This is a genomic window from Paeniglutamicibacter selenitireducens, from assembly GCF_051550675.1.
Lineage (GTDB): Bacteria > Actinomycetota > Actinomycetes > Actinomycetales > Micrococcaceae > Paeniglutamicibacter.
The window spans coordinates 251,675-265,694 of record NZ_JBPULF010000003.1 but is presented as its reverse complement, the minus strand read 5'-3'; the positions used below and the strand labels follow the sequence as shown (position 1 = coordinate 265,694).

The following is a 14,020-nucleotide window of genomic DNA, read 5'->3' as shown; positions in this document are numbered from 1 at the left end:
TTCCCCGCCGGTCCACACGGGGACGCCGGTGCGGACCGCGAAAAACCCGCTCTGGCCACGGCGCCCGACTCCGTCGTACGCTCGTGCCATGGAGAAAACAGAGCACCACCCGGAGACCGAAATCCTCGAGGCACACCAGTGCTGGGAGCAGCTGCGCGGCGTCTCGCTCGGGCACCTGGCCGTCAGCCACGGTGACCAGCCGCGGATCTTCCCCATCAACTTCACCGTCGACCACGGCACCGTCGTCTTCCGCACCGGCCCGGGAAACAAGCTCGACGTGATGCGGCTGCAACCCAACGTCGCGTTCGAGGCCGACGGCGTCGACCAGGAGACAGGCATCGCCTGGTCGGTCATGGTCGAAGGCACCGTGGAGCTGTTCCAGGGGATCGAGGACGTCATCGACTCGTTCTCGCTCATGCTCTTCCCGTGGGAACCCGGCCCGAAGGACCAGTTCGTGCGGATCGTGCCGGCCAGCGTCACGGGCCGCCGCTTCCGCGTGGCAGACCCGGGCGTCTGGTGGAAGAACATGAAACACGGCTGAGCCGGCGCACCACCCGGTTCCGGCTATCCTTCCACCCGGCCCGATGGGTGCGAAGCGCCAACCGCGGCATCCCCCAGCGCGCCGCGCGGGACGGCCAGCAGCGCCAGGGCGCACACGATGGCGGTTCCGCCGCAGATCCCCCACACCACCATGTACCCGGCCAGCGGTGCGGCAAAGTCCTCTCCACCTCCCGCGCCCGCGGCACCCGCGGCCTGCCCGACCAGCGCCAGCCCGAACACCGCCGAGGCGAACGATCCGCCGATCGTCTTGACGGCGTTGGTCAGCCCCGTGGCCATGCCCGTCCGGTGGAACGGCGCAGCGGCGGCCGCGGCCGCCGGAAGCGCGGCTACAAGGGCCCCGGAACCGAGCCCGGCCACCACCATGTTGGTGAGCACCTGGGTCAGCGATCCGTGCATCGGCAGGAACATCAGGTACCCGGCGCCCACCAGCGCACTCGCCGCGACAAGCGTCCCCCGGGTGCCCATCAAGCGGGCGCCCGCTGGGAAAAGGAGCGCACCGAGCAGCAGCGAGAGGACGTAGGCCCCGATGATGACCGAGACCCCCGAGGCACCCAGGCCCAGCCCGTAGCCGTTGGCCGCCGGGTCGGTGCGCGCGAACGTGCTCATGGGGATCTGCGCGCCGAGCACCGAAACGCCGAAAAGCCCCGCGGTGAGCTGCAGCGGCCACATGGAGCGCGCGAAGAGCACCTTGAAGTCGATCAGCGGGTCGTCCTGCTTGTTTTCGTGCCTGTAGAACACGTACAGCACCCCGAGCCCCACCACCAGGCAGCCCCAGACCAGCGGACTGGCCGGGCCGTTGATGCGCAGGAAGCTCAACCCGCTGGTCAGCAGCAGCAGGCCCACGGCCAGGTAGCCGAACCCGCCGCCGTCGATCCGCGCCCCGTTGCGCACCCCGTCGTCGGGCACGCCGAACCCCACGGCGAAGATGCACAGCGTCGTGGCGACGGCGGGGACCACCAGGGTCGGCGCCAGGTTCCCGCCGAAGAGCCCGATCAGCGCGCCGCCGGCCAGGGCGCCGCCGATGACCCCGAGCTCCAGCGCTCCGACCAGCAGGCCGGCGGCCCGCCGCGTGGTCGGCCCCGGGGCGCCGAGCTTGCGCGCACGGGAGAAGACAATGGCGATTTCCAGCGGCAGCCACACCGCGTAGAACCCCTGGAGCGCCCACGCGAGAAGGAAGGTGGTGAAGGACCCGGCGAACACCACGGCCCAGGACGCCGCGGCCGTGACGATCGCCGAGACAAGCAGCATGCGCTTGTGCCCGAAGATGTCCCCGAGCGATGCCAGCAGCGGCACGGCCAGCGCGGAGACCATCAGCTGGGCGGCCTCGAACCAGTTCACGTCGGCGTCGTGGATACCCAGGTGCCGGGCGATGTCCGTCATCAGCGGCGTGTAGTAGCCCTGCAAGATGCCGCTGGTGATCTCCACCAGGGCCAGGAATCCGACGATCGAGGCGACGGCGCGGAAGCGCACCGGGGCCCGGGCGGCAAGGTCCGCGGGACGTGCGGGCGGGGTGGGCGAGTGGTCCATAGGCGGACTCTACCGCGATCCCTCCCGCGGGTGAGGCACCCCACAGGTGCGGGCGGGAATTATTTCGGCGCCCGCACCGCTATTACATGCAAATGCATACAAACCATGACACCATGGGGAGTAGCCACACCACAGCCCAGGAGGCAAGAATGCAGTTCGGCATCTTCAGCGTCAGCGACGTCACCCGCAACCCCGTCACCGGCAACACCCCGAGCGAGAAGCAGCGCATCGACGACATCGTCGCCATCGCCAAGAAGACCGAAGAGGTCGGGATGGACGTCTTCGCCATCGGCGAGCACCACAACCGCCCGTTCTTCTCCTCCTCCCCCACCACCACGCTGGCGTACATCGCGGCGCAGACCGAGAAGCTGATCCTCTCCACGGCCACCACCCTGATCACCACCAACGACCCGGTGAAGATCGCCGAGGACTTCGCGATGCTGCAGAACCTCGCCGGCGGCCGCGTGGACCTGGTGCTGGGCCGCGGCAACACCGCCCCGGTCTACCCCTGGTTTGGCAAGAACATGCAGGACTCGGTGAACCTGACGGTGGAGAACTACAACCTGCTGCGACGCCTCTGGGACGAGGACGTCGTGAACTGGGAGGGCAAGTACCGCACCCCGCTGCAGAACTTCACCTCGACCCCGCGCCCGCTGGACGGCGTGGCCCCGTTCGTCTGGCACGGCTCGATCCGCACCCCGCAGGTCGCCGAGATCGCCGCCTACTACGGCGACGGCTTCTTCGCCAACAACATCTTCTGGCCCAAGGAGCACTACCAGCAGCTGATCGGCCTCTACCGCGAACGCTACGAGCACTACGGCCACGGCCGCGCCGACCAGGCGGTCGTCGGCCTCGGCGGCCAGTTCTTCATCCGCAAGAACTCCCAGGACGCGAAGAACGAGTTCCGCCCCTACTTCAACAACGCTCCGGTCTACGGCCACGGCCCCTCCATGGAGGACTTCATGGAGCAGACCCCGCTGACCGTCGGCTCGCCGCAGGAAATGATCGAGAAGACCCTGACCTTCCAGGAGGCGTTCGGCAACTACCACCGCCAGCTCTTCCTGGTCGACCACGCGGGCCTGCCGGTCAAGACGGTGCTGGAGCAGCTCGACCTCTTCGGCGAGTACGTGCTGCCGGAGCTGCGCAAGGAGCTCGACGCCCGCCGGCCCGCCGACCACCCGGAAGCACCGACCCACGCCAACCGCGTCGCCGCCCGGGACGCCAAGCTCGCCGCGGCAACCACGGCCGACGCCGGGGACGGCACCCATGCCTGATCCGGCCTCGCTGCGCGACTCGAACGCGGCCTGGGAGTCGCTCTTCCGGGCGCAGGTCTCGGTGATGCGCAAACTCCAGAAGCTGCCGGAGTTCAAGCTGCTGAGCACCCGCGAATACGACGTGCTCTTCAACCTCTCCCGCTGCCCTTCGGGCTCCAGCCGGCTCTCGGACCTGAACCAGCACCTGCTCATTTCGCAGCCGAGCCTCAGCCGCATGGCCGACCGGCTGGAGGCCAAGGGCCTGGTCACCCGCCAGCCGGACCCCACCGACCAGCGGGCGGTGCTTTTCACGCTGACCGACGCCGGTGCCAAGCTGCAAAAGGAGATCGGCCGCGAGCACGTCAAGGGCATCCACGCGCTGATCGGCGACGCGCTCTCGGCCGAGGAGTTCGCGCAGCTCACCCGGCTGAGCACCCGGCTGCGCAACCACGTCGAGGCCGGGTAGCCGGGGAAGGGCCCCGTCCCCGGCCGGCGGTTTCAGACCCCGAACGGCGACGCGTACCTGAACGTCCCCCGCGGCACACTGTGTCCCTCAAGCGCCAGCACCATGAAGTGGTCCCCCCACGAGGGGTCAGAGGGCAGCAGGCCCTCCGGGATGGCCGGGACGTAGCCGAAGCGCGGGTAGTAGCCGGTGTGGCCGAGCAGGACGATGGCGCGCTCCCCGGCGGCGGAGGCCCGGTTGCGGATCTCGGCCAGCAGCGCGGCCCCGATGCCCTTGCCCTGGTGTTCGGGTGCCACCGAGATCGGCCCCAGCCCCAGCAGCGGGATATCGCCGTCCACCCAGCCGCGGGTCGCTATCACGTGGCCGACGATGGTCCCGTCGACCTCTGCGACCACAGAGAACTCCTCCAGGTACTCCCCGCATTCGAAGAGGGCATCCAGCAGCGCGGCCTCGCCGGGCTCGGCGTCGTTCTCGGGATCGGCAAACGCCTGGACCGTCAGCTCACGGATCCGGGCGCGGTCATCTGGGGTTTCGGTGCGCAGCAACATCCTTCAAGGGTAGCGCCGTGGCGTGGAGCAGGGCCCGACCAACTCGGCCGGGCCCCGCACCGCTGTCGTGTTCTCCTAGTGTGATGTCGCGTGGTGGTGCTCGTGGTATTCGCGCATCGCCGGCTTGACCGCCATGCCCGTGGCCGCCAGTGCCACCACTCCCGGAATCCAGGTGTTCCAGGCGACGCCCGGCATGCCGGAGGCGAAGCTGCCCATCCACGGGGCCGCTACCACCAGCAGGGCCACAACCATCTGCACCCATTCGGCGGCGGGCATCCCCGGCATCGCCAGATTGACGGCGCCCACCACAATCAGGGCGATGCCACCGGCCGTCATGTACGCGGTGGACATCCCCATCGCGGTGGTCCAGGTCATGGCAAGCAGCGTGTAGACGCCGCAGGCCACCACCAACCAGTTCTGCCATCCAGTAAACCGCTTCATGGCCCAGGTCTCCTTGCCTTCCATCCCGTCGCCCGTTCGGGCTGCGGCGGACACCTCGGGCGGGGCACATCCGCGCGGCCCGCATCCGTCCACCGGCTACTCCCATCCTGCTCCCGCGCCACGGGCACCGACAGGGTACAAAGTCACCGGCACCGCCTCCCGGCCGGCCCCGGGACCTTGCGGGAGTAGCCGCCGCATGCTGGGATGGACCCATGAGCGATGCACCCAAGGGCCCCAAGTCCTACTTCCCGTCGATCGAAACGACCTACGGCCAGCCCATCGAGCACTGGATGGGCCTGCTGGACTCGGTCGCCGGGCAAAAGCACCTGGAGCAGGTCAACTGGCTGAAATCGGAGCACGGAATCGGCCACGGGCATGCAAACGCACTCGTCCACGTCTACCGGGCCGAACACCAGGCCTGACCGGCACCGGACCGCGTCGCGGGGTTTTCGCCACCGATTGTGGATAAGATGGTGCCCACGGCACGCCGCTCGGCGACGGCCGGGCATCCTCGAGCGAACGGAACCCGAAAGACCCCATGCGAAAAAACCTGAGGGCACCTGCCGTGCTGGCAACTGCCGCACTTTCCCTGACGCTTGGATTCGGCGGCGCCGCGGCACCGGCATCCGCTTCGGCCCCCGTTGCCGCGCCGGCGATTTCCCCCGCAGCCCTGACGCTGGCCCCGCAGCTGGCCAAGAAGTCCTCCCCGCCGCGGAACCCGAAGAACGTGAACGTGTTGGTCAACAAGGCCTACCCGCTGGCTCCCAAGACCTACGCGCCAAGGACCACAACGATCCCGGGCACCGGCGGCATCAAGCTGGAGACCAGGACCGCCACCGCCTACAAGAAACTTGCGGCGGCAGCGAAAAGGGACGGGGTGAACATCAAGCTCACCTCCGGCTACCGGTCCTACACGTCGCAAAAGCGGATCGTCGAGGACTACACCCGCTGGTACGGGGAAGAGACAGCGCTGCGCCTCGCCGCGAAGCCCGGAACCTCGGAGCACCAGACCGGGCTGAGCCTGGACGTCGGAAACTTCAACAGGAAATGTGCGCTGCAGGATTGCTTCGCCACCACGCCGGTTGGCCGGTGGATGGGCCGGAACGCACCCAAGTACGGCTTCGTGCTGCGCTACCCCAAGAACCAGGAAGCGATCACCGGTTACAACTACGAACCGTGGCACTTCCGCTACGTCGGTACCACGCAGGCCCGCGCCATGACCCAGAAGAAGACCAAGACGCTGGAGCACTACTACGGCGTCGCGGCCACCACCAAGACCACCACCACCAAGGTGAACCTCCGCCGCAGCGCCACCACGGCCTCGGCCCAGCTGGCCCGCGTCCCCAAGGGCACCCGGGTCAAGCTGACCGGCAAGGGCTCCGGCATCTGGTTCCAGGTGAAGGTCGGGTCCAAGACCGGCTGGATGAGCTCCCAGTACCTGCGCTGACCCACGGCCCGCCCCGCAGTTCCACTGGTACGGAGCGGGGCGCCGGAGCCGATGCCGGGCGAGTGCCCGCGGGAAACTAAACTGGGTACATGACTGCAACACTCGTGGCCAAGGACCTTGCCGGTGGCCACGCCCACCGAACCCTGTTTTCCAAGCTGAACTTCACCGTCTCCCCCGGCGACGTGATAGGCGTGGTGGGCGCCAACGGCGCCGGGAAGTCGACGCTGCTGCGCCTGCTGGCCGGCGTCGACGAGCCGCTGGGCGGCACCGTCTCCTCGGCACCGGACGGCGCGTTCATCGGGTGGCTGCCGCAGGAGCACGAGCGCATCGAGGGCGAGACCATCGAGGCCTACCTGGCCCGCCGGACCGGGTGCGCCCAGGCGACCTCCGCCATGGAATCCTCGGCGGAGGCACTGGGGTCCGGGGCCCCGGGCGCCGACGACGCCTACGCCGCGGCGTTCGACCACTGGATGGCCTCAGGCGCCATGGACCTTGAGGACCGCGCGCCGGCGACGCTCGCGGAACTAGGATTCGAGCTGCCCACCGACACCCTGATGACGGCGCTCTCCGGCGGCCAGGTGGCCCGCGTGGCGCTTGCCGCGCTGCTGCTTTCCCGCTTCGACCTGGTGCTGCTGGACGAGCCGACGAACGACCTGGACCTGGCGGGGCTCGAACGCCTGGAGTCCTTCGTGTCCTCGCTGCGCACCGGCGTCGTGCTGGTCTCCCACGACCGCGAGTTCCTGGCCCGCTGCGTGACCCGCATCGTCGAACTGGACCTGGCGCAGAACCAGGTGGCGGTCTACGACGGCGGCTACGACTCCTACCTGGAGGAGCGCGCCATCAACCGCCGGCACGCCCGCGAGGCGTACGACGAATTCGCCGACAAGAAGGCGGACCTCGTCTCGCGCGCCCGCACCCAGCGCGAGTGGTCCTCCCAGGGCGTGCGCAACGCCATGAAGAAGAACCCCGACAACGACAAGCTGCGCCGCAAGGCCTCCAACGAGTCCTCGGAGAAGCAGGCGCAGAAAGTGCGCCAAATGGAATCCCGCATCGCGCGGCTCGAAGAGGTCGTCGAGCCGCGCAAGGAATGGGTGCTGCAGTTCCAGATCGCCGCGGCACCACGCGGCTCAACCGTCGTCTCGACGCTCAACGACGCCTCCATCACGCGCGGGGACTTCACGTTCGGTCCCGTCTCCGCCCAGGTCAACGCCGGGGATCGGATTGGCATCACGGGCCCCAACGGTGCCGGCAAGTCCACCCTGCTGAACCTGCTGCTTGGCCACCTGGCCCCGGATGCCGGCACCGCATCGCTGGGGTCCTCGGTGGCGATCGGCGAGATCGACCAGGCACGCAGCTACCTGGGCGAGGACGCAGCCCTGGGCGACGCGTTCGAGGCGGCAGTCCCGGAGATGTCGCCGGCCGACGCCCGCACACTTTTGGCGAAGTTCGGCCTCAAGGCGCACCAGACCGCATCGCTGGTCCGCGACCTGTCCCCCGGCGAACGCACCAGGTCCGGCCTGGCCCTGCTTCAGGCTCGCGGGGTCAACCTGCTGGTGCTCGACGAGCCGACAAACCACCTCGACCTCCCGGCCATCGAACAGCTGGAGGAGGCATTGGAATCCTACGAGGGGGCATTGCTGCTCGTGACCCACGACCGCCGCCTGCTGGACAACGTCCGCCTCGATGCGCATTGGCTGGTCGAGAACGGCAAGGTCAGCATCGGGGTAAATTCCTGACATTCTGTTTCAGCTATTGATGCTTGGTCCGCGCGCGGTTCCCCGCGAGCGGACCAAGCCCTTTTGTGCAACTATTCGGGGTGTCGTCAAGCCCTCGGCAGCGCATTGTGGACAACCACATATCGCACTTGACTAGGCCATTTGATCAGAATTGAAGCAAAGTAATCCCTTCACATGCGTTCCATCGAGACGTACAATGGATATATGTTCGAAGAAATTACTTCAGGTAATTGCGCTCTCGAACCCCTCAGCGAAGAGGGTGTCGGAGCCCCTTCGAATGCGGGCTCCACAACCCCGCCGAACATTTCCACGATGGACTTCGGCTCCGTGGAACAGATGGGCAAAGCCATCCTCGACCTGAACCTCGATCTCGATGCCCACGGGCTCATCGAAGTCTTCCACGCACTTGAGGCTTTGAAGTCAACCATTGCCTCGGTGGAGGCCATGGCAGCCACACTGTTCGAAGCCCAAGTCATCTCGCGACACCGCGAGCTGGACAAGTACCGTTCGACCCCCAACTACGGAGCCGGCAGCCAGCTGGCACTGGCCCGCCACGAGTCGCCGGACGCCGGCAACCGCTACCTCAAGTTCTCCAAGCAACTCATCCTGGAACTTCCGTACACACTCGGCGCGCTGGCAGAAGGCAGGATTTCGGAGCAGCAAGCCATGGTCATTGCCACCGAAACGGCGGACCTGACCAGCGAAGACCGACATCTCGTCGACGAGGAGCTGCTCAAGGACCCCCGTCGAATCGACGGAATGGGCACCAAGGAACTCGCAAACCTCGCCAAGAAACTCGCGTACACCTTCGATTCGAGGGACACTGTCACCACCCTGGCCGAAGCCAAGCGCAAGCGGCATTTCTCCGTGTTCAACTCGCGGGAGGGAACCATGACCATCCATGGATCCCTCCCGGTCGAGCAGGGGCTTGCCCTCAAGCAGGCCCTCGAAGCCGCGGCACAGCAACTAAAAAGTTCTGGCGACGAACGGACCCTGGACCAGCTCCGGTGCGATCTCGCCGTTGAACGAATCACCGGCGGACCCGAGAAGTGCAGCACCAAGGTCTTGGTCAATCTCGTGATGACGGACAGGACGCTGTTCCAGGGCGAAAGCGAACCCGCTTACCTTGACGGGTACGGAACCGTCCCCGCCAGCTGGGCACGGGCCCTGATTGCCGGCGGCAACCAGCGTGATTGCTTCCTTTCGAAGGCCGCTTTTTCCCTGGTTCGGCTCTACACGGCACCCGGGACGGGTCAACTTGTAGGCATGGACTCCAGGCAACGGCAATTCCCGATCGCGCTCAGGCATTTCATCACCATCAGGGACCAGATCTGCCGCACACCGTACTGCAACGCGCCGATCAAGCACATGGACCACGTTCTCCAGCACGCACTCGGAGGCCCGACCAGCGAATTCAACGGCAACGGAAGATGCCGGCGGTGCAATCTCACCAAGGAACTCGATGGCTGGAAGGAACGGGTGGTTCCGGGGCTTCGGCACACCATCGAGGTGGAGACCCCCTACGGGTTCACCTACTCGTCCATGGCTCCCCCGTTGCCCGGAACATCGCTGGGCGAGACTTCGAATTCTTCCTGATTCCCGTGGCACCGGATGTGTGCACGGCGCACAATGAGGCATGGGAATCCTGTTGCAAACAACCCGCCTTGTCATGCGCGAGTTCACCGAAAACGACGCTGACCTCTTGGTGGCGCTCGACTCCGACCCCGCTGTCATGCACTACATCAGCAACGGGATTCCCACGTCCCGCGCAGAAGTGGTCGCCGAGCAGCTTCCCGCCTTCCTGGCCTACCACCGGGAATCGAAGCACCTTGGATTCTGGGCGGCACACAGGAGGGCGACGCAGGAATTCCTCGGCTGGTTCCACCTGCGCCCCGAGCCCGGCAGACCGGAGACCGAACCGGAACTGGGCTACCGGTTGCGGCGGGCCTGCTGGGGCGAGGGGCTAGCCACAGAAGGATCCCGGGCGCTGATCGACCACACGTTCGAAAACACCCCCGCCACCAGGATCACCGCGAGCACCATGGCTGTCCACCTTGCCTCCCGCCGAGTCATGGAAAAGGCCGGAATGGGCCTTGCGCGGCACTTCGACGCCGAGTGGCCGGTGCACATCGAGGGCGATGAACATGGTGACGTCGAGTACGAGATCACCCGACAGACCTGGCAGGAACAGCTGTCGCGAACATCCGGCACAGGCCTTTGGCCCCTTGCCGGAAGCGGGCCGTTCGCCCAAGAATGAGAGTGCCGAGTGAAACCCGGACAAGAATCGGGAAGGGGAAACGGGGGGTCATGGACAACGTATCGGCAGCAGGCCCGCCGCCGGCCCCGGAAACCGGGGACGCCTCCCCCATCCGCGTCTTCATTCTGGACGACCATGAGCTGGTGCGCCGCGGGCTTCGCGAGCTGCTGGAGGGAGAGGGCTTCGAGGTCGTCGGCACCTCCGGCAGCGCCAAGGACGCCCGCAAACAGATCCCGGCGCTGCGCCCTGACGTCTCGGTGCTCGATGCGCGGCTGCCCGACGGCACCGGCATCGAGGTCTGCCGGGACGTGCGCTCCATAGACGGATCGCTGAATTGCCTGATCCTCACCAGCTACGACGACGAACAGGCGTTGCGCGGGGCGGTGCTGGCCGGCGCCGTCGGCTATGTGCTCAAGCAGATCGGCGGCACCGACCTGATCGGCGCGCTGCGCCGGGCCGCACGCGGCGAATCGCTCTTCACCCCCGGGCTCAAGCAACGGATTGTCTCGGGGTTGTTCGCGCACGAAAACCCGGATCCGCGCATGGGCGCACTCACCACGCAGGAACGCCGGGTGCTGGAGCTGGTCGGCGAGGGCATGAGCAACCGGCAGATCGGCGAGCGCATGCGCCTGGCGGAGAAGACGGTGAAGAACTACGTGTCCTCGATGCTGGCGAAGCTGGGGTTCGAGTCGCGGACGCAGGCAGCGGTGTTCGTGACGCATCCGCCTGCCGGTCCCAACGACGGCGGCACCTGAGCCGCTTAGCTCAGCGGCACGCTCCAGCGCAGCGTGGTTCCCCCTCCGGGCGTCGGATCCAGCGCGAGGGCACCGCCGCGTTCGAGGGCGCGCTGGCGCATGTTCGCCACGCCGCTTTCGGCCACGGGCCCGGTGATGCCGATGCCGTCGTCGACCACGTGGAGGACCAGCGCGGTGCCGGTGGGTTCCGGTCCGTGGAGCGGACGGATCGACACGTCGATGGCCAGGGAGCCGGCGCGGGAGTGGCGCACCGCATTGGAAAGCGACTCGGTGACCACGGCGAGCAGGTCGGTGAGCAGGGTTTGGTCCTCCAGGGCGTCGACGGCGTCGCCGATGCGCACCTGCGGGGTGAAGTCCAGCGGTTCGCAGGCCAGCCGGACGGCACGCAGGATGCGGCTGCTGGGCAGCTCCCGTTCCCCGGCGCCGGCGCGCAGCGAGTAGATGGTGGCGCGCAGCTCCGCGATGGTGGTGTCCAGCTCCCGGGTGATGCCTGCCGCGCGTTCCCGTGTGGCGGCGGTGGGCAGGTGCTTGCCCAGGGCGCTGATGCTCAGGCCCGCGGCGAAGATGCGCTGGATGACGACGTCGTGCAGGTCGCGGGCGATGCGTTCGCGTTCCAGGTACAGCCGGAGGTCCTCATGCAGGTGGTGCATCCGCGCCAGTCCTAGCCCCTGCGCGATGTTGGAGCCGAAGAGCGCCGCCATCTGGGTTTCGGCGGCGCGGTACGCCGGCTGCCCCTTCCCCCTGACGGCCACCAGGATCCCGTAGTGGGTGCCGTGGGCGCTGAGCTCGGTGAGCAGCGTGTGCCCGCCATCGGAAAGCTCCCCCAGCGGCAGCACCTGCTCCGGACCAGGGAGGATGAGGGGGTCGGGTTCGCGGAAGCCGGCGAGGATCCGCCCGGCGTCGTGCAGGATGCGTCCGGAAAGGTTCGGGTGCACCTGGGCACTGATGCCCGCGATCCGGTAGGCGTGCAGCGGGGCGCCCGCCTCGTCCACCGGGGTGAGCACCAGCCCGTACCTGGCCCGGGCCTCGCGGCACGCCAGCTCGGCAACGCCGTCCAGCCCCCGCGGTTGCCTCTCGTCCCCGCCGAGCAGCTCCCCGATGCGTGAGCTTGCCTCGAGCCAGCGCACCCGGTCAGCGGCGTCCCGGTAGAGCTGGGCGTTCTCGAGTGCGACGCCGGCGGCCCCGGCGAGCGCCTCGGCCAGGCCGCGGTCGACGCGCGAGTAGCGGTCCTTCCCGTTCTTGGGTCCCAGGGTGAGCCTGCCCAGGGGCCTGTCGCGGGTCTTCAGTTCGACGCGCAGGCGCCTGCCTTCCTCCCGCCCCGCTTCCCCGTCCAGTGCCGACGCGTCCTTGCCCCGCACCAGGCGCCCCTCGGCGGCTGTGGCGTCGGTGAGTTCGAGCAGCCCGGCGGAGGCTCCGAAGATCTTCATCGCCTCCTCCAGCAGGCGCCGCGCCACGGTGTCCACGTCGAGGTCGCTGCTGACGCCGGCCATCGAGGCGAGCAGTTCGCGGATGCGGGCGTCGCTGCGCTTGGACATGAAGTGCCATCCCCTTTCCGTCCCCGGCCAGCTCCCCCATGCGCCACACTACTCATCCGGACGTCGCGCGCAAGGTGCACGGCGAATGCCGATAGAACACACGTTCGAACGCGTTGCGGGGTGGATCGTCCCGCCGCTCCTTGCCCGGGGCGGTCGATGAGTCTAGGTTTGCCACAGGAGGAGATTCCCACGGCCGAGGCGCGAAGGGGCCAGCCATGCCAACACATGCCGAAAAGCAGATGAACGACATCACCAGGAGGCTCGAGTGCTGGTCACGCAAGGCCAAGCAGGAGTACCCGCAACAGCTCGAGGATTCGCTGCGCCGCATCGTGGACCGGATCGACCCGGAGGGCCTCGCCCGCGCCTCGGAGGACGTGCTCGCCACAGTGACCGGCAACCACGCGATGGCCAGGCGTGCCAGGAAGTCGATCGGCAGGTCGTTGTCCAGTGCCCAGCGGAAGTACGGCACGCATCCCTCCAAGGCACGCGGGGCGTTGGTGGTCCTGGGCGTCACCTGCCTGATCGCCGCCGCCTGCGCCGCTGCCATGTGGCGGGCCACCCACCGGATCGAGCCCATGCCCAAGCCCACGTACGACCCCGGCGACGCCGGCTACGAGTCCCGGGGCGTCGATCCCGACCTGCGCTGACCCAACCAACAACATCCGAACCAACAACACCCATGCGCGCCGCGGTTCCCTGGCGCCTACCCGCAGGAGGAAGACATGTCGGCAAGCAACGGCTCGAAGGCGCAATTCACGGTGCCCGGCCTGGAACTCAAGGACGGACAGAAGGTCGGCAAGGCCCTGCAGTTGCGCCTGCACGCGCTCAACGACCTGCAACTGACCCTCAAGCACGCGCACTGGAACGTGGTGGGGCCCAACTTCATCGGCGTCCACGAGATGCTCGACCCGCAGGTCGCCGCGGTGCGGCTGATGGTCGACGCGCTCGCCGAGCGCATGGCGACCCTGGGGGTGTCCCCCAACGGCCTGCCCGGCGACCTGGTCAGGCAACGCAGCTGGGACGACTACTCGATCAACAGGGCCGGCACCGGCGAGCACCTTGCGGCGCTTGACCTGGTCTTCTCCGGCGTCATCGGGGGCATGCGCGAGTGCATCGCCGACGTCGGCGGGCTGGACCCCGTCACCGAGGACCTGCTGATCGGCCAGACCGCAGAGCTGGAGCAGTTCCAGTGGTTCATCCGCGCCCATCTCGAGAACGACGGCGGGGTGCTGCTCAATACCGGGGCACGCACCGAAAAGGGCGCCGCGGCAAGGGCACGCTAGGGGCTCCCGACCCCAGGGCGGTTCACCAGGGCTCGGGGGCCGACGGCGGCGTTGTCGGGTACACCGGGTCCGGATCGGTGGGCGGGGACGTCGGGTAGACCGGATCGGGTCCGGGCGACGGTCCCGGCACCGGCTCGGGCACGGGTTCGTGGCGCGGCGGCAGCGTGCCGTCCGGTTCGCTGGGGAACATGCTCTCTCCTCGGTCATCGGGTGC

General features: G+C 67.9%; 15 protein-coding genes. 11 read left to right on the top strand and 4 right to left on the bottom strand.

What is annotated here, in order from left to right; all coding sequences use genetic code 11:
• Window positions 1-88 precede the first annotated feature (88 nt).
• A complete protein-coding gene (locus ACSYDW_RS07985; RefSeq protein ID WP_438338195.1) occupies window positions 89-541 on the top strand; it encodes a pyridoxamine 5'-phosphate oxidase family protein in 453 nt (150 codons plus the stop codon).
• Between the two features lie 23 nt (window positions 542-564).
• Here ACSYDW_RS07985 and ACSYDW_RS07980 read toward each other — a convergent pair whose 3' ends face one another.
• On the bottom strand, window positions 565-2,088 hold the full coding sequence (locus ACSYDW_RS07980) for an MFS transporter (protein ID WP_438338194.1): 1,524 nt from the start codon (window positions 2,086-2,088) through the stop codon (window positions 565-567).
• A gap of 149 nt (window positions 2,089-2,237) precedes the next feature.
• On the opposite strand from ACSYDW_RS07980, the gene ACSYDW_RS07975 reads away from it, so the two are divergent.
• Both ACSYDW_RS07975 and ACSYDW_RS07970 read left to right on the top strand, forming a co-directional pair.
• Window positions 2,238-3,362 (top strand): LLM class flavin-dependent oxidoreductase, encoded by a 1,125-nt coding sequence (locus ACSYDW_RS07975; RefSeq protein ID WP_438338193.1) that lies wholly within the window; start codon window positions 2,238-2,240, stop codon window positions 3,360-3,362.
• A complete protein-coding gene (locus ACSYDW_RS07970) occupies window positions 3,355-3,807 on the top strand; it encodes a MarR family winged helix-turn-helix transcriptional regulator (protein ID WP_438338192.1) in 453 nt (150 codons plus the stop codon). The genes ACSYDW_RS07975 and ACSYDW_RS07970 overlap by 8 nt, the downstream gene beginning before the upstream one ends.
• A 32-nt stretch (window positions 3,808-3,839) precedes the next feature.
• On the opposite strand, the gene ACSYDW_RS07965 is transcribed toward ACSYDW_RS07970, so the two are convergent.
• Together ACSYDW_RS07965 and ACSYDW_RS07960 are read right to left on the bottom strand one after the other, a co-directional pair.
• The gene (locus ACSYDW_RS07965) at window positions 3,840-4,349 is read right to left on the bottom strand and encodes a GNAT family N-acetyltransferase (protein WP_438338191.1); all 510 of its coding nucleotides are present in this window, start codon (window positions 4,347-4,349) and stop codon (window positions 3,840-3,842) included.
• 78 nt (window positions 4,350-4,427) lie between these two features.
• Window positions 4,428-4,793 (bottom strand): SPW repeat domain-containing protein, encoded by a 366-nt coding sequence (locus ACSYDW_RS07960; protein WP_438338190.1) that lies wholly within the window; start codon window positions 4,791-4,793, stop codon window positions 4,428-4,430.
• A gap of 212 nt (window positions 4,794-5,005) precedes the next feature.
• On the opposite strand from ACSYDW_RS07960, the gene ACSYDW_RS07955 reads away from it, so the two are divergent.
• The 6 genes from ACSYDW_RS07955 (at window position 5,006) to ACSYDW_RS07930 (ending at window position 10,988) form a co-directional block, all read left to right on the top strand.
• Complete coding sequence (locus ACSYDW_RS07955) at window positions 5,006-5,215, top strand: DUF4287 domain-containing protein (protein WP_438338189.1); 210 nt, start codon at window positions 5,006-5,008, stop codon at window positions 5,213-5,215.
• A 116-nt stretch (window positions 5,216-5,331) separates the two neighbouring features.
• Complete coding sequence (locus ACSYDW_RS07950) at window positions 5,332-6,240, top strand: D-alanyl-D-alanine carboxypeptidase family protein (RefSeq protein ID WP_438338188.1); 909 nt, start codon at window positions 5,332-5,334, stop codon at window positions 6,238-6,240.
• Window positions 6,241-6,329: 89 nt separating this feature from the next.
• On the top strand, window positions 6,330-7,976 hold the full coding sequence (locus tag ACSYDW_RS07945; RefSeq protein WP_438338187.1) for an ABC-F family ATP-binding cassette domain-containing protein: 1,647 nt from the start codon (window positions 6,330-6,332) through the stop codon (window positions 7,974-7,976).
• Between the two features lie 312 nt (window positions 7,977-8,288).
• The gene (locus tag ACSYDW_RS07940; RefSeq protein ID WP_438338186.1) at window positions 8,289-9,572 is read left to right on the top strand and encodes an HNH endonuclease; all 1,284 of its coding nucleotides are present in this window, start codon (window positions 8,289-8,291) and stop codon (window positions 9,570-9,572) included.
• A gap of 40 nt (window positions 9,573-9,612) precedes the next feature.
• Entirely contained in the window at window positions 9,613-10,233 is a 621-nt protein-coding gene (locus tag ACSYDW_RS07935; protein WP_438338185.1) for a GNAT family N-acetyltransferase, read from the top strand.
• A gap of 50 nt (window positions 10,234-10,283) precedes the next feature.
• The gene (locus ACSYDW_RS07930) at window positions 10,284-10,988 is read left to right on the top strand and encodes a response regulator (RefSeq protein ID WP_438338184.1); all 705 of its coding nucleotides are present in this window, start codon (window positions 10,284-10,286) and stop codon (window positions 10,986-10,988) included.
• A gap of 5 nt (window positions 10,989-10,993) precedes the next feature.
• Here ACSYDW_RS07930 and ACSYDW_RS07925 read toward each other — a convergent pair whose 3' ends face one another.
• On the bottom strand, window positions 10,994-12,523 hold the full coding sequence (locus ACSYDW_RS07925; RefSeq protein WP_438338183.1) for a sensor histidine kinase: 1,530 nt from the start codon (window positions 12,521-12,523) through the stop codon (window positions 10,994-10,996).
• 215 nt (window positions 12,524-12,738) lie between these two features.
• On the opposite strand from ACSYDW_RS07925, the gene ACSYDW_RS07920 reads away from it, so the two are divergent.
• On the top strand, window positions 12,739-13,170 hold the full coding sequence (locus tag ACSYDW_RS07920) for a hypothetical protein (protein WP_438338182.1): 432 nt from the start codon (window positions 12,739-12,741) through the stop codon (window positions 13,168-13,170).
• A 75-nt stretch (window positions 13,171-13,245) separates the two neighbouring features.
• The gene (locus ACSYDW_RS07915) at window positions 13,246-13,806 is read left to right on the top strand and encodes a Dps family protein (protein ID WP_438338181.1); all 561 of its coding nucleotides are present in this window, start codon (window positions 13,246-13,248) and stop codon (window positions 13,804-13,806) included.
• The last annotated feature ends 214 nt before the right edge of the window (window positions 13,807-14,020 follow it).

Bases quoted from the DNA above. Each gene is read 5' to 3' on its own strand.
- ACSYDW_RS07985 (WP_438338195.1), top strand. From the start codon at position 89: ATGGAGAAAACAGAGCACCACCCGGAGACCGAAATCCTCGAGGCACAC.
- ACSYDW_RS07980 (WP_438338194.1), bottom strand. From the start codon at position 2,088: ATGGACCACTCGCCCACCCCGCCCGCACGTCCCGCGGACCTTGCCGCC.
- ACSYDW_RS07975 (WP_438338193.1), top strand. From the start codon at position 2,238: ATGCAGTTCGGCATCTTCAGCGTCAGCGACGTCACCCGCAACCCCGTC.
- ACSYDW_RS07970 (WP_438338192.1), top strand. From the start codon at position 3,355: ATGCCTGATCCGGCCTCGCTGCGCGACTCGAACGCGGCCTGGGAGTCG.
- ACSYDW_RS07960 (WP_438338190.1), bottom strand. From the start codon at position 4,793: ATGAAGCGGTTTACTGGATGGCAGAACTGGTTGGTGGTGGCCTGCGGC.
- ACSYDW_RS07955 (WP_438338189.1), top strand. From the start codon at position 5,006: ATGAGCGATGCACCCAAGGGCCCCAAGTCCTACTTCCCGTCGATCGAA.
- ACSYDW_RS07950 (WP_438338188.1), top strand. From the start codon at position 5,332: ATGCGAAAAAACCTGAGGGCACCTGCCGTGCTGGCAACTGCCGCACTT.
- ACSYDW_RS07945 (WP_438338187.1), top strand. From the start codon at position 6,330: ATGACTGCAACACTCGTGGCCAAGGACCTTGCCGGTGGCCACGCCCAC.
- ACSYDW_RS07940 (WP_438338186.1), top strand. From the start codon at position 8,289: ATGGACTTCGGCTCCGTGGAACAGATGGGCAAAGCCATCCTCGACCTG.
- ACSYDW_RS07935 (WP_438338185.1), top strand. From the start codon at position 9,613: ATGGGAATCCTGTTGCAAACAACCCGCCTTGTCATGCGCGAGTTCACC.
- ACSYDW_RS07930 (WP_438338184.1), top strand. From the start codon at position 10,284: ATGGACAACGTATCGGCAGCAGGCCCGCCGCCGGCCCCGGAAACCGGG.
- ACSYDW_RS07925 (WP_438338183.1), bottom strand. From the start codon at position 12,523: ATGTCCAAGCGCAGCGACGCCCGCATCCGCGAACTGCTCGCCTCGATG.
- ACSYDW_RS07920 (WP_438338182.1), top strand. From the start codon at position 12,739: ATGCCAACACATGCCGAAAAGCAGATGAACGACATCACCAGGAGGCTC.
- ACSYDW_RS07915 (WP_438338181.1), top strand. From the start codon at position 13,246: ATGTCGGCAAGCAACGGCTCGAAGGCGCAATTCACGGTGCCCGGCCTG.